At 72.0% G+C, this 21,941-nt stretch carries 18 protein-coding genes and 3 tRNA genes; 8 read left to right on the top strand and 13 right to left on the bottom strand.

Annotated features, from left to right (window positions below; translation table 11 throughout):
- The 10 genes from KY469_17780 to KY469_17735 all read right to left on the bottom strand — a co-directional run.
- A partial coding sequence (locus KY469_17780) for a carboxypeptidase regulatory-like domain-containing protein (GenBank protein ID MBW3664948.1) occupies positions 1-4,947 on the bottom strand: 4,947 nt, incomplete at its 3' end.
- 182 nt (positions 4,948-5,129) lie between these two features.
- A complete protein-coding gene (locus KY469_17775) occupies positions 5,130-5,573 on the bottom strand; it encodes a thioredoxin family protein (GenBank protein ID MBW3664947.1) in 444 nt (147 codons plus the stop codon).
- A gap of 2 nt (positions 5,574-5,575) precedes the next feature.
- Complete coding sequence (locus tag KY469_17770) at positions 5,576-6,010, bottom strand: DUF4395 domain-containing protein (GenBank protein ID MBW3664946.1); 435 nt, start codon at positions 6,008-6,010, stop codon at positions 5,576-5,578.
- Between the two features lie 51 nt (positions 6,011-6,061).
- Positions 6,062-6,787, bottom strand: coding sequence for a phosphoadenylyl-sulfate reductase (locus KY469_17765; GenBank protein ID MBW3664945.1), 726 nt, complete (start codon positions 6,785-6,787; stop codon positions 6,062-6,064).
- A 133-nt stretch (positions 6,788-6,920) separates the two neighbouring features.
- On the bottom strand, positions 6,921-7,307 hold the full coding sequence (locus KY469_17760; GenBank protein ID MBW3664944.1) for a DsrH/TusB family sulfur relay protein: 387 nt from the start codon (positions 7,305-7,307) through the stop codon (positions 6,921-6,923).
- Complete coding sequence (locus KY469_17755) at positions 7,304-7,660, bottom strand: DsrE family protein (protein MBW3664943.1); 357 nt, start codon at positions 7,658-7,660, stop codon at positions 7,304-7,306. Before KY469_17755 ends, KY469_17760 begins: the two co-directional genes overlap by 4 nt.
- Before the next feature lie 10 nt (positions 7,661-7,670).
- On the bottom strand, positions 7,671-7,994 hold the full coding sequence (locus KY469_17750) for a DsrE family protein (protein ID MBW3664942.1): 324 nt from the start codon (positions 7,992-7,994) through the stop codon (positions 7,671-7,673).
- The gene (locus KY469_17745; GenBank protein ID MBW3664941.1) at positions 7,991-8,953 is read right to left on the bottom strand and encodes a helix-turn-helix domain-containing protein; all 963 of its coding nucleotides are present in this window, start codon (positions 8,951-8,953) and stop codon (positions 7,991-7,993) included. The genes KY469_17750 and KY469_17745 overlap by 4 nt, the downstream gene beginning before the upstream one ends.
- Before the next feature lie 76 nt (positions 8,954-9,029).
- Positions 9,030-9,290 carry a MoaD/ThiS family protein gene (locus KY469_17740; GenBank protein ID MBW3664940.1) on the bottom strand — a complete coding sequence of 87 codons (261 nt, stop codon included), beginning with the start codon at positions 9,288-9,290 and terminating at the stop codon, positions 9,030-9,032.
- On the bottom strand, positions 9,287-10,165 hold the full coding sequence (locus KY469_17735) for a lysophospholipase (protein ID MBW3664939.1): 879 nt from the start codon (positions 10,163-10,165) through the stop codon (positions 9,287-9,289). Before KY469_17735 ends, KY469_17740 begins: the two co-directional genes overlap by 4 nt.
- A gap of 46 nt (positions 10,166-10,211) precedes the next feature.
- Here KY469_17735 and KY469_17730 point away from each other — a divergent pair, with 46 nt between their 5' ends.
- Complete coding sequence (locus tag KY469_17730; GenBank protein ID MBW3664938.1) at positions 10,212-10,895, top strand: response regulator transcription factor; 684 nt, start codon at positions 10,212-10,214, stop codon at positions 10,893-10,895.
- A 74-nt stretch (positions 10,896-10,969) separates the two neighbouring features.
- On the opposite strand, the gene mshD is transcribed toward KY469_17730, so the two are convergent.
- Positions 10,970-11,878: a mycothiol synthase gene (gene mshD / locus KY469_17725; GenBank protein MBW3664937.1), complete on the bottom strand. Its 909-nt coding sequence runs from the start codon at positions 11,876-11,878 to the stop codon at positions 10,970-10,972.
- Positions 11,879-11,994: 116 nt separating this feature from the next.
- Here mshD and KY469_17720 point away from each other — a divergent pair.
- From KY469_17720 to KY469_17695, 6 genes are all read left to right on the top strand, one after another.
- A tRNA-Lys gene (locus KY469_17720) sits at positions 11,995-12,070 on the top strand.
- 20 nt (positions 12,071-12,090) lie between these two features.
- Positions 12,091-12,165, top strand: a tRNA-Asp gene (locus KY469_17715).
- A gap of 44 nt (positions 12,166-12,209) precedes the next feature.
- A tRNA-Phe gene (locus tag KY469_17710) sits at positions 12,210-12,282 on the top strand.
- A gap of 163 nt (positions 12,283-12,445) precedes the next feature.
- Positions 12,446-13,531 (top strand): site-specific integrase, encoded by a 1,086-nt coding sequence (locus KY469_17705; GenBank protein MBW3664936.1) that lies wholly within the window; start codon positions 12,446-12,448, stop codon positions 13,529-13,531.
- Positions 13,532-13,792: 261 nt separating this feature from the next.
- Positions 13,793-14,074, top strand: coding sequence for a hypothetical protein (locus KY469_17700; protein MBW3664935.1), 282 nt, complete (start codon positions 13,793-13,795; stop codon positions 14,072-14,074).
- 105 nt (positions 14,075-14,179) lie between these two features.
- Positions 14,180-15,445 (top strand): hypothetical protein, encoded by a 1,266-nt coding sequence (locus KY469_17695; protein ID MBW3664934.1) that lies wholly within the window; start codon positions 14,180-14,182, stop codon positions 15,443-15,445.
- Here the strand turns inward: KY469_17695 and KY469_17690 are convergent.
- Both KY469_17690 and KY469_17685 read right to left on the bottom strand, forming a co-directional pair.
- Positions 15,429-18,119, bottom strand: a complete 2,691-nt coding sequence (locus KY469_17690) for an AAA family ATPase (GenBank protein ID MBW3664933.1) — start codon at positions 18,117-18,119, stop codon at positions 15,429-15,431. The genes KY469_17695 and KY469_17690 overlap by 17 nt on opposite strands.
- A 1,047-nt stretch (positions 18,120-19,166) precedes the next feature.
- A complete protein-coding gene (locus KY469_17685) occupies positions 19,167-21,200 on the bottom strand; it encodes a hypothetical protein (protein MBW3664932.1) in 2,034 nt (677 codons plus the stop codon).
- 407 nt (positions 21,201-21,607) lie between these two features.
- Here KY469_17685 and KY469_17680 point away from each other — a divergent pair, with 407 nt between their 5' ends.
- On the top strand, positions 21,608-21,835 hold the full coding sequence (locus tag KY469_17680) for a hypothetical protein (protein MBW3664931.1): 228 nt from the start codon (positions 21,608-21,610) through the stop codon (positions 21,833-21,835).
- Positions 21,836-21,941 lie beyond the last annotated feature (106 nt).

Raw genomic sequence — 21,941 nt, 5'->3', positions numbered from 1 at the left:
CACCTCACCCACCACCCCCCGGGCCCGGGGCGTGGCCGCCAGCCGCCCCCGGCAGGGCACCATGGCGCCCGTCCAGGCCGACTCGAAGCCGGGCGTTCGCAGCTTGAGGGGCCGCTCTCGACCGGCCAGCTCGACCGTCAGCTCGACCGGACGGCCCACCGTGGCGTCCCGAGGCGCCTCCACCGCCACCGTCACCCGGCCCAGCCCGATCGCGGGGAGGACCGCAGCCAGCGACACCACCGCGGTCAACCCCGTGCCAGCATCGGCGTCAGAGTCGACCGCGTCATCCGCCCCCACATCCGCCGCCGTCAACGTCGCACCAGCCGGAGCGACGAACCCCACCACGTAATCACCCGCGAGCAGGTTGGCGAACCCGTACACCCCATCCACACCCGTCGTTGTCGACGACAACAACGTCACCCCATCCGACGCGAACAACCGCACCGTCACCCCAGCCGCACCCGGCTCCCCCACATCCTGGACACCGTCCCCATCGATGTCGTTCCACACCACATCGCCGATCGAGGCAGCGCCCAGCAGGCCCGCATCGACCGAGTCATCGGTCTCGCCGACAGACAGCGACACCGCGCCGGTCAGACCTGTTCCGGGGTCCGCGTCCGAATCCGTCGTGTCGGAACCGAGTGGCCCCGGGACATCGGCGATCGTGAACGTCGTGTCCGTGGGCGCCACGAACCCCACCACGTAGTCGCCCGCCAGCAGGTTGACGAACCCGTACGCGCCGTCCGCCTCGGTGGTGGTCGAGGCGAGTCGAGTCGTCCCATCGGACGCGAGCAGCTCGACGGTGACCCCACCGATCCCCGGCTCTCCCGCGTCTTGCAGCCCATCCCCATCGATGTCGTTCCACACGAAGTCACCGATGGCGGCATCCCCCACCAGCCCCGCGTCGATGTCGTCGTCGGTGGAACCCGCGACGAGCGTGAGCAGCGGGGAGCGCCCGGTCACCGGGTCGGGGTCGGACCCGGTGGCCGTTCCCGTGGTCTGGGAGGTCAGTGACGCTCCCGCGACGGACGAGGTGTCGAACTCGACGAAGTAGTCGCCGGGGGCGATGCCGGTGAAGGCGTACGCGCCGGCCGGATCCGACGTCGTCGTGGCCGCGACGGTGACGCCGTCGTCCTCGATCAGCCGGATCGTCAGTCCCTCCACGCCCGGCTCGTCGGGGTCCTGGATCCCGTCGCCGTCGATGTCGTTCCAGACCAGGTCGCCGAGGGCGGCGCCACCGAGCACACCCGCGTCGATGCCGTCTTCGACTTCACCGGCGGTCAGGGTGATGGTGGGGGTCGCGCCGGTGACGGGGTCGGCATCGCTGCCGTCGGCCGTTCCCAGCGTCTGTGCGGTGAAGCTGAGTCCGGACGGTGCCGTGAACACGACGACGTAGTCGCCCGGGAGCAGGTCAGCGAACGTGTAGGCCCCGTCAGCGTCCGTCGTCTGGGTGTCGAGCAAGGTCGCGCCGTCGGCGGCGAACAGACGCACGGTGACGCCGACGAGACCGGGCTCACCGGCGTCCTGGAGGCCGTCCCCGTCGAGGTCGTTCCAGAAGAGGTTCCCGATGGCGGCGTCGCCGATCATGCCAGCGTCGACGTGGTCGATCGTGGCCGCGGTAGCGACCGTGATGACGGCGGTGCGGCCCGTGACCGGGTCCGCGTCGCTGTCGACGGTGTCGTCGCTGGCGACGTCGGCGGTCGTGAACCCGGCCGCGCCCGGCACGCCCGTGAGGTCGAACTCGATCCGGTAGTCGCCGGGCAGCAGTCCCGTGAAGAGGTACGCCCCGGCCGCGTCGGTGGTATCGGTGGCGAGTACGGCAGCGCCATCAGCGGTGAGCAGTCGGACCACCGCTCCGGCCACACCGGGTTCGCCGGTGTCCTGCAGGCCGTCCCCATCGGCGTCGAACCACACGAGGTCACCGATCGAGGCGTCGCCCAGTACCCCGGCGTCGAGGTCGTCGTTCGTGCCGGAGACCGCGGTGAACGCGACGCGACCGTTGGTGGGATCGGGGTCGGAACCGTCGGTCGTACCCGTCGTCTGCGAGGTGAAGCCGCCCGCACCCGCGACCCCGCCGAGGTCGAACTCGAGCACGTAGTCGTCGGGCACCGCTCCCGCGAACGTGTACGCCCCGGTCGACGAGGTCGTGGTCACCGCCAGCAGGGTCGTGCCGTCAGCGGCGTAGAGACGCACGACCGCGCCCGCGACGCCGGGTTCATCGGGGTCCTGAAGCCCGTCCCCATCGGCGTCGAACCAGACGAGGTCCCCGATGATCGCATCACCGAGGAGTCCGGCATCGATGCTGTCCTCGACCTCGGCTGCGGACAGCGCCACGGCGACCGCACCGGTCGTAGGGTCGACGTCGCTGCCATCGGCCGTGGACAGCGTCTGCGTGGTGAAGGTCGTCCCCGGCGGGGCGAGCACGACGAGCGTGTAGGTGCCCGGAAGCACGTCGTCGATGACGTAGCTGCCGTCAGCGGCGGTGGCGGTCGACGACAGGAGGGTGATCCCATCCGCGGACCGCAGTTCAACGGTGACGCCACCGACACCGGGCTCGGTCGCATCCTGGATGCCATCGGCGTCGATGTCGTTCCAGACGAGGTCACCCACGGACGCATCGCCGAGAACACCGGCGTCGACGTCGGCGTTCGCCTCGCCGGCGGCGAGCGTGACGCCGACCCTCCCGTCTGTGGGGTCGGGGTCGGAGCCATCGGCGGTTCCGGTCGTGCGTGTCGTGAAGCCCGCGGCACCCGACACGCCGGCGAGGTCGAACTCGACGACGTAGTCGCCCCACAACAGGCTGCTGAACCCGTACGTGCCGGTCGCGTCCGTCGTCGTGGTGTCCAGCACCGTGAGGCCGTCGGCGGTCAGCAGGCGGACGGTCACGCCCTCGACTCCGGGCTCCCCCGTGTCCTGGATCCCATCGCCGTCGATGTCGTTCCAGGCCAGGTCACCGATGGAGGCTGAGCCGACGACGCCGGCGTCGATGTCGCCGCTGGTCTCGCCAGCCCCGAGGACGATCACGTCGGTCAGGCCGGTGACCGGATCGGGATCGGAGCCGTCGACCGTCCCGATCGTCTGTGTCGTCAGCGACCCGGTTGGCACGACGAACGCGACGATGTAGTCGCCCGGCAGGAGGTTGGCGAACGTGTAGGTGCCGTCGGCCGCCGTGATGGTCGACGACAGGACGCTGGACCCGTCGGAAGCACGCAGCTCGACCGCGACGTCCTCGACCGCTCGTTCCGTGGGATCCTCGATCCCGTCCTCGTCGGCGTCGTGCCACACGGTCCCGGTGATGGCCGCGTCGCCGAGGACGCCGGCATCCCAGGTCATCGCCTGCTCGCCGTCCGACAGCGTGAAGGTGGTCGTCTCGGCCGAGACCGGATCGGGGTCGCTGTCGACATCGTCCGCCCCGGCGTCCTGGGTCGTGAACCCGGCGACGCCCACGACTCCACCGAGGTCGAACGCGACGGAGTAGGTGCCGGGGGCCACCTCGCTGAACCGATAGGAACCGTCCACCGCGGTCGTGGTGGTCTTGACCAGGGCGGGATCGAGCAGCGACACCACGACCCCGCCCACGCCCGGCTCGCCCGCGTCCTGGACACCGTCGGCGTCGATGTCGTTCCAGACGAGGTCGCCGACCGCGGGGAGGGCGAAAGCGACGTTGTTGCCGGTGGAGGTGGTGGCGAAGCCGCTGAACGGGAGCACCGCGGGACCGGGCGGAGGGGGATCGGTCAAGGCGGCGCCGGCGGGAAGGGCCGGGTCGCTGTCGTCGACGACGATGAACCCGTCGACGTCACCCGAACCGAGGAACGCGTAGGTCCCGTCACCGCCGGTCGTCGTCACCTGTCCGAGCTGGTCCCCCACGGGGTCGAACGCCCCGTCGCCGTCATCGAGCCACAGCTCCACGGTGACGCCCGCGATGCCGCCTTCCCCGGCGTCGAGCGCCCCGTCGCCGTCGTCGTCGAGGAAGACCGTCCCGGAGACGGTGTTCGCGGGTGCGGCCATGCAGGCCAGCGCCTCGTGGTCGGCCCCGACCTCGAAGTTGAGGTCCCCGGTGTCATCGTCTGCGTCGATCTGCGTCGCTGCGCCCGTCGCCTTGTCCACCTGGAAGAAGGCGCTCTGCAGGTCCGGGGGGTTGACCGGATCGCCGCCCGTGCTGGCGTAGAGCGTCCCGTCGCCAGCGAAGTCGAGACCTTCGACGTCGAGCAGGTTGCTTCCACCGACGGTCAACGTCCCGACCACCGACGCGACCCCGGTGGCCACGTCGATCGTGACGAGCTGGTCCGAAGCGGCGCTGCCGCTGGCGATGCCGTACAGCACGCCCGTCGTCGGGTCCATGGCGAGGTCGTCGATGTCGGTCTGCGTCCCGGTGACGACGGCGTAGTCCTCGAGGGTCGAGTCGCCGTTGACGTCGAACCGTCCGGCGATAGGGGTGCCGGTCGCGCGGTCGATCGCGATGAGCAGGTCGGCCGCGCCGTTCCGCCTGACCGATCCCCAGAGCAGGTCGCGGAAGGCGTCGTACGTGAGGCCGTCGGTGTCGGCGAACGACTGCGATCCGTCGGGACCGGACCCCGATCCGAGCGAGCCGATGCTGGTCCACGCCGCCGTCGTGTCATCGATGCGGCCGAGCTCGCCGCCCCCCGCGTGCACCCCGTAGATCCGCAGCTCGTGCGGAGCCGCCGGGGCAGGCGCGATGGCGATCGCCTCGATGTCGGTCTTGACGGTGGCCCCGGCGGCGACCTGACCGATGTCGGAGGTGCCTCCACCGGAGCGAGGGACCGACACGAGGTGGTCGATGTCGTCGGCCACGGCGTAGCAGAGGCCGGGGTCCACGGCCGCCGCGGCGGGGAGCACCACGATGGCGGGCACGACGAGGAGCAGGGCGAGCACGCTCGCCAGGACGCGGACCGGGGGCCCCCACGTGCCCTCCTCGCGTACTCCCACCGTGACCCCTCGTGTCCGTGGCGACCAGCCCGGGGTCACCACGCTGCGCTCCTGCGTTCATCACTCGGCGCTGACGGGCAGCACCAGCCGGACCGGATATGCCGGTCTCCACCTACGTCATCGGTCAGGAACCCGCCTCACTCAAGCAGAAGCGGCATGATCGCGGGCGGAAGCGCGCACGCTCACCGCCCCGAGGTGGCTCCCTCGAGGTCACCCTCACGATCGAGGACGCGCAGCAGGTCACGTTCGGCGGGTACGCCGCTCGTGCGAGCCAGGATCTGACCGCGGCGGTCGAGGACGAACAGGGTCGGGACGCGGAGCACGTGGTGCGTCCGAGCGAGGTCGAGGTGATCCGCGGCGTCCACGTAGACCCAGCGCAGGTCGCTGCGACGCTGGCTGACGCGCTCGAGCACGCCCCGGACCGTCGCACAAGGGGCACAGGTGGGCGACCCGAGCAGCACCGCGAACGCGTCCGCGGCGCCCGGTTCGAGCCCGACCGCTCGCAGCTGCGCCGGTTCGAAACGGCCGTCACCCGCACGGACGCGCCCGTCACGCCGCTGCCACCACAGGCCGAGCGTGGCCGCGACCACGACGACCCCGAGCACGATCAGCAGGCGTACCAGCACGCTCAACCCGCGGTCGAGGGCGTGCGCAGGCGCTTGCCGAGCAGGTACAGCTCGCAGCCGACGCAGATGCCGGTCAGCGCCAGCAGGGCGGACAGCGCCAGCACGATCCCGACGAGGATCCAGCCGAGCACCTCAGCCCCCGCCAGCAGGGCCACCAGACCCGCGCCCGCGACGACCAGCCCGCACAGCTGAGCGAAGCGCGGCGGCGCCTCAGGCTCGACCTCAGGTGGAGGCCCGAGGTCGAACCGGTGCTTCACGGCGCGGAAGAGGTTGCCGTACGGCGAGTAGCGCAGGCCGAACAGGGTCGGGACCGCGAAGGCGAGCACCTGCCAGCCCACGAGGGCGGTGCCGACCGGACCCTGGACCGTCAACGCGATCGCGAGGACGGTCATGGTCAGCGCCGCCGCGAAGCGGGGGCCGCGGACGTCGATGAGCAGGTTGCCGTCGTCGTCGTAGGCGAGTTGTCGGGCCACGGGTCCCTCCTCCGATCAACCAGGGGTGGTGGTGCGTCGCACCACGGCGTCGTCACCGGCGAGGTGGATGCCGCACTCGGTCTTGCCCAGGGCTGCCCACCGTCCCCCGCGCGGATCCTCGCCGAGCGCCGTCGGGCGGGTGCAGGGCTCGCACCCGATCGAGCGGTAGCCGTCGGCGACCAGGGGATGCTCGGGCAGATCGTGGTCGCGCACGTAGGCGCTGATGTCGTCATCGGACCAGGTCGCCAGCGGGGCGACCTTGACCAACCAGCGGTCGTCGTGGCGGCGGGCCTCCACGACGGGGGTGCCGGCTCGTTCCGGGGTCTGCGCTCTCCGCACGCCCGTCGCCCAGCCGTCGAAGTTGGCGAGCATCTTGCGCAGGGGCAGGGTCTTGCGCAGACCGCAGCAGGTATCGGGATCGCGCTCGTAGAGCCGCTCGCCGTAGCGCTGGTCCTGCTGTCGCACGCTCAGCTCGGGGCGCACATCGAGGACGGTCAGACCGAGCTCGCGGGCCAGTTGGCGCCGGTACGCGAGCGTCTGGTCGAAGTGGAAGCCGGTGTCGAGGAACAGCACGGGGACCTCGGGTGCCACCTGCGCGAGCAGGTGCAGGAGCACCGCGCTCTCGGCGCCGAACGACGAGGTGGCGACGAACCGTGGGACGACGTGCGCGGCCCAGGCCACGATCCGGTCCGCCGGCTTGTCTTCGAGCGTCTCGGCCGCTTCCTCGGCGAGTGCGCGGATGAACGAGGCCTCGGTGTCGTCCTCGACGGCACGGAAGCGGTCGTCCTCGTCCGGCGCCCCGCCGTTCAGCGTCGCATCGACCGACGCACGGAGCGCGGCACGGTCGGCTGCGGTGATCAACGTCACGTCGGTCTCACGTTGTCGCGGAGGTCAGGGTCACGTCGTGCCCGGTGAGCAGGTCGGCGAACCGGTCGCCGGGGATCAGCTCGACACCGGACACGAGATCACTCGTGCTCAGCCCGCGCACGGCGACGTCCTCCGCCAGCGCGAACACCTGGACGCCGCTGGCGAGCAGCGCGCGCACGTCCGAGCCGGGTGTCGCGGCGGGGACCTCGACGCCGGCGACCGTGACCCGGGCCACGCGCGGATCGTCGAGCGCGAGCTCGACGCCGCGACCAGCCAGGACGATCGTGAGCTCGAGCTCCTCGGCCAGCGCGTACGCGTTGAGGTCCAGGGTGGGATCGGTCTCCCGGGCGGCGCCGGCGTCGGCGCCGCGGACGACGGACAGCACGCGCTTCACGGCGCCACCCCCAGAGCCACGTCGCCGTCGAGGATGAACCTCCACAGGTCACCGCCCGAGCCCTCGACGACCCCGGCGACCGGTCGCCCGGCGGCGCAGCGTCCGAACGCCTCGCCGTCGACCACCCAGGACGTGAGCCCGCCGTGCACTCCCTGTCGGAGCAGGCCCTCGACCGCAGGCGCGGTCGACGCACCCTCGGCGCCGACCCGAGCACCGTCGCCGTGAGCGAAGACAGCGACCCGGTGGCCGCGCGCGACCGCGTGCTCGGCCAGCCGCAGCGCCGCGATGGTGGCACCGTCCTGTGGGCCCGTGCCGATCACGAGCGTCAACGTCCTGCCGCTGGTCCTGGTCATCGTCTACGCCTCACAGCCACACCTGCCGGTCCGACCAGTCGAAGAGCAGATCGACGACCTCGCCGAGATCGGTCGGCTTCACGCCATCGCCGGGACGGTCCACCGCGCGCCGAGCCAGGGCCTCGCCGTCGGCCAGGACCCGGACCCCCGCGCCGATCGCGGCACGCAGACCATCCGCGCCGCGGTGATCGTCGCGTGCGATGGTCACGGCCTCCTCGAGCAGGACCAGCACGACCTCGTGCCCCGCGCTGGCGAGGTGGGACGCCACCGCGGGCGGGGCGGTCCCGTCCACCGACTGGAGGGGGTCGCGCGCGGAGAGCAGGACGACGTTCACGCCGCGACCGCCTTGCGGAGCAGCAACCGCACCGCCTGCGTGCCCTTCAGGTCACGGACACGGGCGACGTCGATCACCTGGTGGCCGGCGCGGTCGGCCCAGCGCGCGAAGGCCGCCGGGGCGCCCTGCGTGTCGGTGAGGACCTCGAGGTACTCGCCCGGCCGCAAGCTCATGATGGCCCGCATCGTGGCGACGACACCAGCCTGGTAGGTCTGGCCCCGCGCATCGACGCTGTCGGCGACCACCGGAGCCTCCGAAGCGGCCGCGGCGAGCCGCGCCGTGAGCCGACCCTGGTGGGCGTAGACGTCGGTCGTGGCACCGGCCGCGGTGAGCGCCCCGCGCAGCAGCCCGCGTGCGAACGCGTCGCCGAGGTGGCCGTCCGCCTCGCCGACCAGGCGCAGCCCCACCTCGAGGCCCTCGACCGCGATCTCGTCGTGGTCGCTCTCGGCGAGTCGCACCTCCGGGAACGCGTTCCGCAGCGCCTCGACCGCCACCACCGCGGCGGCGTTGAGATCGCGCCGGTCGGCGCGACCGGCGGCCGCGTCGACGAGGCGGCGGCCGTGGTCCTCGGCGAGCACCTCCGCCTGGGCCTCCGCGTCGGGGAGCTGGCTCACCAGGGCTACGAGCATCGCCACGGCGAGTTGGCTGCCGGTGGGGACGGTGGCGGACCGGTCGCTGCCGGCCTGCTCCCGCGCGACGTAGACCTTGGCGGGCCGGCCGCCGCCGGGGTGCTTGCGTCGCCCGGTGACGACGAGCCCGGCCTCGGCGAGCGTGTCGAGGTGGTTGCGCGCGACGTTGGGGTGCAGCCCGAACATCTCGGCGGCCTCGCGTGCGGTCACCGGTTGGCCCTCGGTGCGCAGTCGGCGGTAGATGCCCGCCCGCGTGGGTACCGACAGCGCGCGCTCGACCGCGTCCCCGGCGGCCTCGCCGGGGTCGTGCACGGCTGCCACGGTGGCCACGGGACCCCTCCTGGGTTGTCACCGTAAGGAACGCGATAGTGACGCTAGAGTAGTGCTAACAGGCAACGGGCAAGTGTCAACAGTGCATACTAGAGCTGCCGCCGCTGAACGGGGGCAGCAGCACCACGCAGGCGCCATCAGCCAGCGGCGTGCCCGGGTCGGTGACCGGGTCCTCGTCGAGCACGACCGTCGCGCGACGCGATCGCGACGCGAACGGCTCGCCGTAGCGGGCCGCGAGCTCGTCGAGCAGCGCCCCGACGGTGGCGGCCTCGCTGGTGGTCCGCGCGGTGCCGGCCGCATCGCGCAACGCCGCGAACAGCCGCACCTCGACGCTCACCTGGCCACCTCGTCACGAGGGGGGAAGTGGCCGTGCCGGTACGCCGCGGCGAGCGACTCGGTGAGCGCACCGACGAAGGCGGGGCGCAGGCCGTCCTCGGCGTGGCCGAAGCCCGGAGGCTCGCGCCAAAGGGTCGCCTCGGCCGCCGTAGCGATCGCGTCGCCGTCCTCGGGCCCGAAGAAGTGATCGTCCTCGCCGTGCACGACAAGCAGGGGGCGGTCGATGCGTGCGGCAGCCTCCGCCGGGTGCGGCGGCGCCTGCCACCGCTCCGGGGCGACGACCCGGATACCGGTCGATACGCGCATGGCGGCCCGCTTCAGCGGGCTGCGCCACACCTCGTCCAGGAACCTCATGGCCGGGGTTCGGTGTGTGGAACGCAGCCAAGCTGGCGTCGAGACGACCACGGCGGCGTCGGCGTCGATGCCCTTGTGCAGGGCGTGTAGCGCGGCCGTGCCGCCCATCGAGAACCCCACGAGCGCGACCCAGCGGTGGCCGTACGCGCGCATCCACCTCACGGCGGCGTCCGCGTCGAGGCGTTCGCGGTCCCCCAGGGTGCAGGCGCCGCCCGAGCGTCCGTGGCCGCGCAGGTCCAGGGTGAGCACGTGACAACCCAGGCTCAACGCGTCCGCGAGGTAGGCGTACGACGGCTTGCGGCGGTGCGCCCCGAAGCCGTGGAGCAGCACCACCGCCGGTGCGTCCCACACGGGCCCGGGGAGGTAGGTGGCCGCGAGCCGGACCCCGTCGTCGGCCAGCAGCTGCGTCTCGACGTGGGGACGCTGGAACTGCCCGACCACCCCGCGCACCTCCAGGAACCGCCGCAGCGCGGTGCGGCGGTCGTGGTCAGGCGCGACGAGCGCTTGGAGTGCCGTGCTCACGGTGGCATCCTGCCAGCTCGGTCCGCGCGGACCCGAACGCGAGCGAATCGTGCACCTGCTGGTCCTGACCGATCGCTCCGGCGGGGGCAAGTCGCTGTTGCCGTCGTTGGAGTACCTCGACCACACCCTCCAGGACGCCCCACTGGACCCCGCCTCCCTGGCTGGACTGTCCTCCTGCGACGTCGTCGTGGTCGACGCCAGCGGCGATCTGCGCGCCGCCGCGGCGTGCTGTCGCTCCGTCGCGGTCGGCGAGCTGACCCGTCCGCTGCTCGTGGTGATCTCGGAGGGAGGGCTCGCCGCGCTCAAGGTCACCTGGGGCTTCGACGACTGGCTGCTGCCCCACTCCAGTCCGGCCGAGGTCGAGACGCGCCTGCGTCTCGTCGCCGACCGCCACGAGGTCGAGGGATCACGCCGTGCCGCCAACGTCGGCGACCTCATCGTCGACGAGGACAGCTACCAGGTGCGCCTGCGGGGCCAGCCGCTCGACCTCACCTTCAAGGAGTTCGAGCTGCTCAAGGCGCTGGCGAACAGTCCCGACCGGGTGTTCAGCCGCGAGCTGCTCCTGCAGGAGGTCTGGGGCTACGACTACTACGGCGGTTCCCGCACGGTCGACGTGCACATCCGGCGCCTGCGCGCCAAGCTCGGCCCCGAGTACGAGTCGATGATCGTGACCGTGCGGGGCGTGGGCTACAAGCTCGTCCCTCCGCGTGTGCGCCGCGACGAGCAGTAGCCGCATCGATGCAGGCACATCGCATCCTCTGGGGTTGCGATGCACCTACATAGAGGGGCGAGGGCCCCGAGACCTCACAGGCTCCGCGCGAACGAGGCGATCGACCACCGCGGCTCGAAGCCGACCGACTCGTACAGGCGGCGTGCTGGCTCGTTGTCGTGCTCCATCCACAGCAGCACGTCGGTGGCGCCCCGCCGCTGCATCCGCGCCAGCCCCTCGTACAGCAGCGCCCGACCCAGACCCGTCCCGTGCGCGCGGGGCGCGACGCCGAGCAGGTGCACCTCGCCGACGTCGTCCCCACGGTCCTTGGTCCAGTGCACGCCGGCGATGCCGCCGCCGTCCTGCGCGACGACGAGGCCATCGGGATCGAACCAGGCCCGGCGGCGGCGGCGGGCGAGACGCTCGATCGTCCAGTCGGGGTCGGGGTGGTCCGCGAACGCGCTGTTCAACACCGCCACGACACCGTCGTCGTCGACGCCGGGGCGGTAGGAGCGCAGGGAGACCCCGGCAGGAGGGTCCGGCTCGGGGACCGGCGCGGTGCGTCTGCCGAGGATGTCCAGCTGCCGATCGACCGCGTAACCGAGCGATGCGGCGAACGCGCGACTCACGTCGCCAGCACGGGCCCACACCGACAGGCGAGTCGCTCCGTCGGTGGCGAGCGCTTCGAGCTCGCGCACGAGCGCGGTCCCGACGCCGCTGCGCTGGCGGTCCGGCGCGACCACGACCTCACCCGTTGCCGTGCCCCCGCGGTCATCGGGCAGAACGGTGCTGGCGAAGCCCACCAGGCCGTGCTCGTCGCGGGCGACGAGAGGTCTCCACTCGCCGTCGACCTCCGCGGTCGTTCCTGCGGTGCGCAGCTCCTCGACGCGCTGCCGCTCGCCCTCGTCGACGACCTCGTGGCCGGTCGCGTCCTCGACGCGCTCGATGAGCCCGAGGATGTCGGGCGCGTCGCGGGGCGTTGCGGGGCTGGTGGAGAAGGCCACGGTCGGGGCGCCTCGGCTCTCGGGAAGGCGAGCGTAGGAGGGTACGCCGCAACGGTTGGCAGCCCTCCGACGACGCAGGTACATTCCGCCGCGTTCCCCGGTGGGCGCATCGACTCGGGCCGCTAGCTCAACTGGCAGAGCAACGGACTTTTAATCCGCAGGTTGTAGGTTCGAGTCCTACGCGGCCCACCAGCGGAACGTGCACGACTCACGGACCTGTGGAGCAGTTTGGAGTGCTCGCCACCCTGTCAAGGTGGAGGTCGCGGGTTCAAATCCCGTCAGGTCCGCACCTGGGGTCACCCGTCGCCGAACCGACGCGACGACGCCCCGAGGTCGGGTAGCTCAGTAGGTAGAGCACACGACTGAAAATCGTGGTGTCGGCAGTTCGATTCTGCCCCCGACCACCCTCCGCGAACCGCCCCGCAGGGCCGCGTAGCGGCCCGTTCGAGGCGGTTTCCCATCTCCTCCCATCTCGGGTTATCCACAGCCGCGTGACCACTCCGTGACCACTCGCGCGGACGCCTGCGTACCGTCGTGCTCACGACGGGCATCCAGGGGAGGCGCGAGATGGGCATCGATCGGTTGTCGTCGGGAGCGTGGCGTGTGCGGGTGCAGGTCGAAGGCCGCCGGGTGGCGGCCACCTTCGTCACGAAGCGCGAGGCCGAGGAGTGGGAGGTCCTCACCCGAGCGAAGGCGATCACGACCGGGCTGCCCGGCCGCATGACGGTCGCCGAGTACGCGTCGCGGTGGATCGAGGGCTACCGCAACTCACCCGCGAACACGCGCCGGTTCCACCAGGTCAACCTCGACCACTGGATCCTGCCACACCTGGGCCCGCGCCCCGCCGCAGAGGTCACCCCGACCGACATCACCACGCTGCTGAACCGCGTCACCGATGCCGTGTCGGCCTCCCGGGCCGACCGCGTGTACCGGACCCTGTCGGTGCTGTTCCGGTCGGCCGAGGCCGACGACGTCATCACGCGTACGCCGACTCGCGCCAAGCGCCACCGGCCTCGACGCCAGAAGACACCCCACGCGGTGCTCGAGCGCCCCGCGGCACGAGCGGTGCTGCTCCAGATGCGCGGCTGGCAGCGCGACACCGGGCTGCTCCAGCTCTCGCTCGGGGCGCGGTTCGGCGAGATCGCCGGCCTCACACCCCACGACGTCGACCTGCGCAGCGGCACCATCACCATCCGCCGCCGCGTATCGCGTGGCACCGTGCGGGCCACCAAGAACCACCGGCAGCGCACGCTCGAGCTCCCGCGGTCCGCGGTCGCGACCTGCGAGCGGCTGATCCGTGAGAGCTGCGACGCGCCACCCCTGCCGGACCTCGGTGACCGCGAGCACGCCGCCACGGAGTTCGACCGACGCTGGCTGATCCAGACCAGCACGGGGCGCTCCGCGTGCCTGACCTCGTTCAACCGCGCCCTGCACGCCGCCTGCGAGGCCGCCGGCACGCCCGACCTCTCGAGTCACGGCCTCCGCCACACCTACGTCTCCTGGATGATCGACGAGGGCCACTCCGCCGACAAGATCGCCTTCTGGATCGGCGACACCCCTCAGACCGTCCGAGCCGTCTACGCCCACATGCTCGAGGCCTCGTCCGCCCCCGCCGCGGCCGCCATCGACGCCGCCCTCGGTGACCTCGCGTAGAGGCCCGACCGACCGTCTGTCGACTCCCTCAGGCAGCCTGGCCGCTCGCCTGCCCGCGGGTCCCGTTGCGGCTCCGAAGCCGAAAGCAGTGGTTGCGCGCGGCGGGTGTGACGGCCGGAGGCGCCCACACACCACATAGTGGCGCCCTGCGTGGATTGTCTGGGAGCTGCGTGGATTATCTCGGAGGCGCATGCCGAGAAGGTCAGCGCCGCCCGTTACGGAGTGCGGTAGTCCGACCTCTGCGTCGTAGGCTTTCGTGAGATGAACGAACAGGCTGCGCTGGACCGCTACCTGGCTCCGCCATGGGTCACCTGGGCATGTTCACCTTCCTCCACGTCGTCGAACCCGGCACCTTCCCCCTCCCACCCGCCCGGCTCCATCGACACCCTCGCACAGGCCGCCGCGGGAGCGGCACTGTCCCAGACCGGCACCCGCTACCGGGGCGCCAGCCAACTCCCCCCCATCCAGTCCGGTCAAACCGACCTCGGCTACTACTGCTCGCTGCCGCTGTCCGACTGGGACCAGGCCCGCAACGCCGCCTGATCCTCGCCCAGGGCGGAGCGGTCACGGTACGTAGAGGCTACGGACGATGTCCGTAGGACCAACGGGGAACCTGGACGTGTAGACACCAACAGAGGGGATCTCAAGATGTCCACGTCCGACCGGATCCGAGACCGCATCCCGACGCTGATCGCGACCCTGTGCATCGCGTCCACGGTGGCGGCGGCCCCGCTGGCAACGCCAGGGGAACGGTCCGTCGACATCGCCGCATCCCTGGATGACCACCTCGTCGTCGTCGGCGCGGACGATCCAGGGTCGCCGTCTCTGCCGTCGCTGGCGGACCGGCTCGAGTACCACGCCTACTACCCCGACACGCTGCAGGTCTACCGCGGCGACGTCGTGCGGTTCCGCTACGAAGGCGAGCACTCCGTGACCTTCTACCCCGGAGGCGAGCGGCAGGACACGCTCCTGGTGCCCGACGAGCTGCCGACGCAGATCCGTCTCGACGGTCTGTTCCCGTCGCGTGACGACTGCAACCTCGGAGCCAGCCGCGAGCACCTCCCGCCGTGCGTGCTGTCCAGCCCCGACCAGTACCTAAACGCCGGCGCCAGCCCGCCGAACCTCGACTACACCGCGCGCGTACAGGTCGACCTGCCGCCCGGCAGCTACGCCTACTTCTGCATCTTCCACCCCGCCATGCGCGGCGAGGTCGAGGTCGTGGCGGATGAGGAGGAGATCCCGACACCCGCCGAGGTCGAGGCGGAACGACGCGCTCAGGTCCAGGCCGACACCGCCGCGGCCGAAGCGGTCCTCGCCGCCTACCAGCAACCACCCCGCGAGATCGTCGGTAACCGCTCCCGCTGGCAGGTCCAGGTGGGCGGGTCGACGCCTGACGGTCGCGTCGCGATCCTGGGCTACCTCCCGGCGAACCTCACGATCGAGCCGGGCGACGAGGTCGAGTTCGTGCTGCCGCCCATGCCCGGCGGTGCCGAGGGCCACTCGGTGTCGTTCCTCCCCGACGACCTCCGGCCCTTCACGCCGTTGCACTACTACGAGTTCCGGTGCGACGTCGACGGGCGTGACGCCGGGGCGCCGGGTGCACCGGGAGCGCTGGCGTTCCTCGCGATCGGCAACGACTGCCCCGAGGGCGAGCTCGAGATGCTGTGGGCACCGCAATCCTACGCCGCGCCCCTGCGGTCCCAGGGGAACGTCGTCGCCGGGCCGCGACCGGTGCACGACTCGGGTGTGCTGCTCACCCCCCGGGAGGTCTGCGACGACTCGTGCGACCCGTGGACCGGACAGCCGCTCCCCGACCGCTTCGAGGCGACGTTCCCGCGGGAGGGCACGTTCGGCTACTGGTGCTTCCTGCACGATCGGCGGGGGATGGCCGGCAACATCACGGTGAGTGGTTGAGGTAGGCGCGCGTGAGGTCGCGCCGGGACCGCACGCCGACCTTGCGAAAGATCCGTGCGACGTGGGTCTCGACCGTCCGCCGGGAGATGAACAGCCGCTCGCCGATCTCGCGGTAGATCAGACCTTCGGCGACCAGCGGCACGATGCGCTGCTCGGCCTCGGTGAGCGCCTCCCAGCCGACCGTCTCCCGCGGCTGGCGCGGCCGGAACGCCATCACGCCGAGGTCGCGCAGCGCCGCGTCGAGGCGCGCGATGTCGCTGGTGGCGTCGACCTCGACCGCGATCTCGCGCGCCTGGGTCAACGCCTCGACCGCCTCGTCGCGGTGACCGTTCTCTCCCAGGGCGATCCCGGCGAAGGTGTACGCCTCCACCGTCGTGGGGAACACCGGGACGGTCGCGGTCAGCTCCAGCGCCTGGCGGGCCGCGTCGGGATCGCGGTCGATGAGCGCTCGACCGGTAGCGACGACGCAGTCGAACGCGGGATGTCCCAGGTGCGCCGCGACCTCCTCGAGGACCGCGAGGTAGCTGCGGGCACGGTCGTCGTGACCCAGCCGCACGGCGAGGTCGAGGTAGGGGACCCCGTGGATGTGGATCACAGGTTTGTCGACGGTCTCGAAGTGGGCGCGGGTCTGCTCAGCGAGGCGCCACCCCGCGTCGGGTTCGCCGTTGATCTCGAGCACCCACGCCTCGAGCATCCCCAGCCCGCGGCGGTAGAAGCCCGCCCCGGCGCTGGGCGCGTCCTCGGCCGCGAGCGCCCGACGGAACGTGGCGAGGTCGCCACGACGCCCAGCCATGAACAGCAGCGTGAACCACGCCGTGAGCAGCGTCGAGGCGTGCAGGACGGTGTCGGCGCGCAGGACCGTGGTGGCGTGCGCATCCGCCGCCGACCAGTCGCCGCGCCACGCCAGTGCCTCAGCGAAGTGGGCCTGCGCCAGGAGAGCGGCAGGCCCGAAGCCGGCGCGTTCGGCGTCGACCAACGCCTGCTGCAGGACGGCGGTGCTCAGGTCGTCGCCGGGCTGCCGCGTGAAGATGAACAGCTGCATCGCTTCCAGGCCCGCCCACGTCGACAGCAGCCCCGCGGCCCGGATCAGCTCGAGACCTGCGGCCGCCGTCTCCGTCCCGTCCTGCACCCTGCCAGCGCTGAGGTGCTCTATCGCTGCGACGGCCAGGGCCACGCAGCGCGCGGTCGGATCGTCGCAGGTGTCGGCACGGAACGGTCCGACGACCTCGACCGCCTCGTCGACCCGTCCGACCTGGACCAGGGCGAGCGCAGCCACGGTCCGTGCCTGATCCGCGGCGTCGGTGTCGTCGAGCGAGGCGACCAGCAGATCGATCACGTCGTCGTCCTCGCGGCCACGCATGAGGTTCACCATCGTGAGGACCATCGCGACGTCGGCCCGCGCGGTCGCGTGGATGGGGGCGTGCAGCAGTGGCCGCACCACCTCCAGCGCGCGGTCGTACTGCAGACCCAGAGCGCTCGCGCGAGCCTCGGTGAGTCGGGCGCGCACGATCGCAGGGTCCCCGTCCGTGAGGTGCTCGCGGGCGGTCCGGGCCCAGTCCGCTGCGGCGGCGGGGGCGTGGTCGGCGACCGCGTCCGCAACCTCGAGCAGCTCGAGCGCGCCCGTCGGGTCCATGGCGGACCGGGCCAGGTGGTCCCCGATCGCGTCGGGTCGCGCGCCGGCGTCCCGCAGCGCGACCGCGACCTCGCGGTGCAACGCCCCCTGCGCGGCGCTCCCCAGACGGCCGTAGAGGTGGTCGCGCACGAGCGCGTGTCGGAACAGCAGATCGCCACGGTCGTCACGCACCAAACCGGTGTCGAGAGCGGGGCGCAACACCTCCGTGGTCTGCGCCACCGACATGGCGCGAACGGTCGCGAGGTCCGCGAGCCGGAAGCGCTCGCCGAGCACGGCTGCGGTCTCCAGCACGCGGACGCACCCGTCGGGCAGCCCCGCGAGGCGGCGGGTGACCGCCGCGGCCAGCCGGTTGTCGGCGGTCGCGTCCACTCCCGCGGTCAGCAGCTCGGTCACGATCAGCGGGTTGCCACCCGCCGCTGACAGCCACCGCCGCATGTCGTCGTCAACGGCGCGGCCCAGATGCTGTTCCGCGAGTGCCTCGACCTCCTCGGGACCGAGCTCGCCCAGCGTCACCTCGGCGCACCCCGCGTCCCGCAGCGCCTCCCGGGTCGCGCCCAGCCCCGACGGTCGCGGCTGCGGACGCGCCGTGACGAACATCGTCAGGTCGAGCTGCCCCGCGGCATCGGCCAGCCGCTCGAGCGCGACCAGGGTGTCGGCGTCGCTCCAGTGCAGGTCCTCGAGCGCGAGCACGACCGGCACCCGCAGCGTGCGTCGCTCCAGGTCGTCGAGGATGCCCTCGATGACCCGCCACCGCAGCTGGCCGGGGTCGAGCTGCTCCGAGGTGGTGCCGTTCAGGAGCGCCCCGACCTCGGCTCGCCCCGGATCGTCCGCATCCGGTTTCAGCCCTAACGCCTCGGCCAACGGCGCGAACGGCAACCGCGACCGCAGCTCGGTGGCTGCGCCCACCAGCACCGCCGCGCCCCGGTCAGCCGCCTCGTCACAGGCGACCTGCAGCAGCACCGTCTTGCCCACCCCCGGCGGACCCTCGATCACAGCGCCCGGCACCGACGGGTCGCCGATCACCGCGACGACCCTCGCCACCTCCTCCGTGCGCCCGACGAGCCCACCCATCGGTCACGAGCCTAGGCGGTTCAGGTCGGCGTGAGGTGGGTCGCGGGCGCGCAGCCGAACCTGCGCCGTCGGCGGCTCGCGAACTCTCGGCTCGGTCGCAGTCGGGAGTCCGGGGTTCTCCGATATCCGTAGGGACCTAGGACCGCCATCCCGGGCGCTGCTCCCGCCCCGAGACCACGTGGCCCTGAGAGGCAGGAACCGACGCTCGACGGGGAGCGGCCGAGGGGATGGTCATGGGTCACCACATACGCGCAGGTCAGCCGGCGCGTGAGCGACCCATCACGTACGTGCTCGGGGCGCTGCTCGGGGTGGCGCTGCTGCTCGGACTCGCACCGCCCGCGTCGGATGCCGCGCCGCCGCGTTCGTCGTTCCCCGGCGTGACGGGCACCGTGGTCGACTGGTCCGGCGACGGCCTCGTCCGCTCCGAGCGCTATCGCGGCTCGACACGCTTCGATACGGCGAGCCTGATCGCACGGGACGGCTTCGACCCCTCCGATGGGGTCCTCATCGCACGCGGTGACAAGTTCCCCGATTCCCTCGCCGGCAACTACTCGCCGGTCAACTCGGGGCGCCGGTGCTGCTCACGCACACCACCTTCGTGCCCGACGAGACACGAGCGGCGATCGCGGACCTCGGGGCGAGGAACGCGTTCGGCCAGAGCGTCGCGGATGCCGCTGACAGGCTTCCACCCGCGGCTTCGAGTTCATCACCGACCCAGGGTCCGCCGCATGGCTCCGGATCGGCGTGACCATTCCGTGACCACTCGCGACCACAACGGGCGCTCTCGGGCGAGCTGAAATGCCTCAGTTCGCCTGTAGAGGCCCGGATTCGTGCGCCAGGCGCTCCTGAAAATCGTGGTGTCGGCAGTTCGATTCTGCCCCCGACCACCCGCCAATCCGGTCGCTACGCCGCCTGTGCGTCGGTGTGCCGTCTCGCTCGGTCGCGTCGGTGTGCCGGGTTGGGTGCTAGAAGGCACCAGGACCGGCACATCGACCAACGTGCGACGCTCTCCCGCGTCTAGCAGAACGGCTCGCAGGGGCCCCACCATTCGCCGCCGCCGACGAGTTCGTCGCCGTAGCCCCACCGCTCGGTCCCGGTGCGGCCGTCGCGTACCGCGACGCGCGACTCGTAGGTCTCGCCGTACGCGTACCCCGAGACCACCAGGTCGTCGCCAACGTCGCCCGCGAGGTCCTGCACCGGGATGGGCCACAGGTCGTAGGCGTTGACGGTCGCGCTCCACAGCGGGGCGCCGTCGGGGAGGGTGGTGACCTCGAGTGAGATCGTGTCCGCGGACGTGACGGGGTCCCAACCCCACGTCATCGTCAGCAGGTCGGTGGCGCCGTTAGCGTTCACGTCACCGGCGGCGAGGCTCCAGCCCGTCATCGGGGCGTCGTGGATCGCATCGCCGGTGCGGCCCGACTCGAGCGTGACCGTCCCCCCGTTCCACGACGCCACCTCGAACAGGATGTCGCCGACCCCGTCGGCATCGCCGTCGCCGAACGTGCTGATCATCATCCAGTCCCAGTCCTCACGGCCCGGGGACCCGGTCACGAACAACAGGTCGCCGGTGGCGCCGTCCACCCGCTCCGAGGTCACCAACGTCGACCCGCGGTCGTCGAGGTCGAACACGATGAGGACGAGGTCGTCGCCCGGCGCACCACCGATGGGGCCGACCGGGACCGTCCACGAATCGACGTCGCGCGTCCAGAGCGTGGCACCGGTCCGGCCCGACACGACGCCGGTCCGGACCCAGGGCTCGTCGTCCAACCACACGTGGAGCATCAGATCGGTGGCGCCGTCGCCATCGAAGTCGCCGCCGGGGAACACCCACGTGTACGCCCCGAACGTCGACGACCACAGGTCGGCGAACGTCGCGCCGTCGACCCCCACAACCTCGAGCGACGATCCGCCGCCGGGGGTGGACCCGCACTGCCGTAGGACAAGGACGTAGGCGCATCCCCCGGCCCACGCGGGGGTCCAGGAGTCCGTCTCCCAGGTGAGGTCCCCGCCACCGTCGCCGTCGAGGTCGCCGGCCGGCCACAGCAGACCGCCCTGCGGCCCCCACTCCGACGTCCGGGTGTGCCGGCTCGTGCCCGTCGCGCCGTCGAGGACCTCGCCGCTGGTGGCCACCAGCTGCGTGATCCCCTCTCCGAACACGGCCGCGGGACCGAACAACTCACCGTAGGTGTCGTCGTACACGAGGTCCCAGCGATTGAGCAGCAGCTCGGCCGCCCCGTCGCCGTCGAGGTCGCCGGCCGGGATCGCGAACACCCCGGCGTTGGTCGCGACCACGGCTTCCTCCCAGACGTAGGTCGGGCCGGTGCCGCCCTCGCCGAACGCTGCCCCCAGCTGTCCATCGAACTCGTGCGACCAAAGCTCGCTGCCGTCGCCACCGCGGCGTGCCTGGAGCGACCAGGAGTAGGTCAGGCCATCCGCGAAGAGGCACGCCTGCGGTAGGCACTCCCCGCCGCCCTGGGCCTGATCGACGACGAGGCTCTCGACCACGATGTCGTCGGCGTCGTCGCCGTCGAGGTCACCGGCCGGGTACGCGAAGGCGTCGTAGGCCGTCTCGGGCAGGGTGCTCCGCCACAGCTGCGAGCCGTCCGCACCGCTGAGGGCGACGACGTGCACGGTTGCGGTGTCGAAGACGTACTCGGTGACGAGCACGTCGGTCAGGTCGTCGCCGTCGAGGTCGCCCGCCGGGACACCGAAACGGTTGGCCTCGGTCGGCTCCTCCGCCGCGGTCTCCCTCGCGAGGGTGGTCGGGATGGGCAGGTCGGTCGTCGCCGCTGCCAGAGCTCGGACCGCGCGCGCGTGGGTAGCGGGATCGTCCGGGGCGCCAGACCTCGCCACCAGTCGGCCCGGGCTCGTGGTCGGACGGTCGACGCGCGCCCCGTCGTCACCACGGGTCACCGTGACCGCATCGGGGCGCGCGTGGCGCGCCCGATCGCGCACCGGCGGTGCGGAGGTCGTCGCGGCCAGGAGCACCGGTGCAGCGACGAGGAGCGCAAGGATGGTCGTGGCGGCACGATGACGACGAGGTCGCTGCATGTGGGACACCCCCGAGGTCCCGCCGTGCAGAGACCCGATCCCGTGACCGGCGCCGTGCGGCTGTGGGAGGATTTCGCCCAGAGCGGGAGGAGCACCTCCCAGCACCGAGCGCTGGGCGCGCGCTCCTCACGACGGCAGGACCGTGCGCCCGGGTCCCTCGTAGGCAGGGGGTTCGCTCGAGGCTGTCCCGCGCTGCTCGTGGAAACGCCACCACGGAGCGGGCGCGCGCGCCGACGGAGCGCGGTCCGTTCCCACGTTTCACCCTCGTGCAGGTGGTCCCCCCGAGCCGGGATCGCCACCCTGGGATCGCAACGCGGTGAGTGGGCGCCGCAGAACGCGTCCCGACGTCGGGATGACTCCGGGGAGTCGGTACGACCACCAGTCGGGGACCGACCGGAGGAGGAACCGTGACTATCGAGTCCGTAACGACACCCGACACCCGCGACCGAGACGTGCACGTGGCGCTGGCCTTGCGGCAACAGCTCCGCGACAACGCCTGGCTGTTCGAGGACGCCGCGGCGTACCGGGCCGGCGTCGACGACGCTCTAGAGGCCGTCGCCGGTCTGCCGTTCGCCGCGGCCATCCGCGATGCGCTGACCCATCCGCCTGGTGACCGCGGCGTCGCGGACGCATGACGCCCCCGGCGGGAGCCGACGGCGTCTGCTGCTGAGTCGGTCAGGCCGGCACGACGTCGGACGTTCCTCGTTGCGGTGGGGTGCGCCGCGCGATCGTCCTCGGCGT

This window comes from Actinomycetota bacterium, from assembly GCA_019347575.1.
GTDB lineage: Bacteria > Actinomycetota > Nitriliruptoria > Nitriliruptorales > Nitriliruptoraceae > JAHWKY01.
Note: the sequence above shows the minus strand (reverse complement) of the source record. Positions and strands in the feature narration are given on the sequence as shown.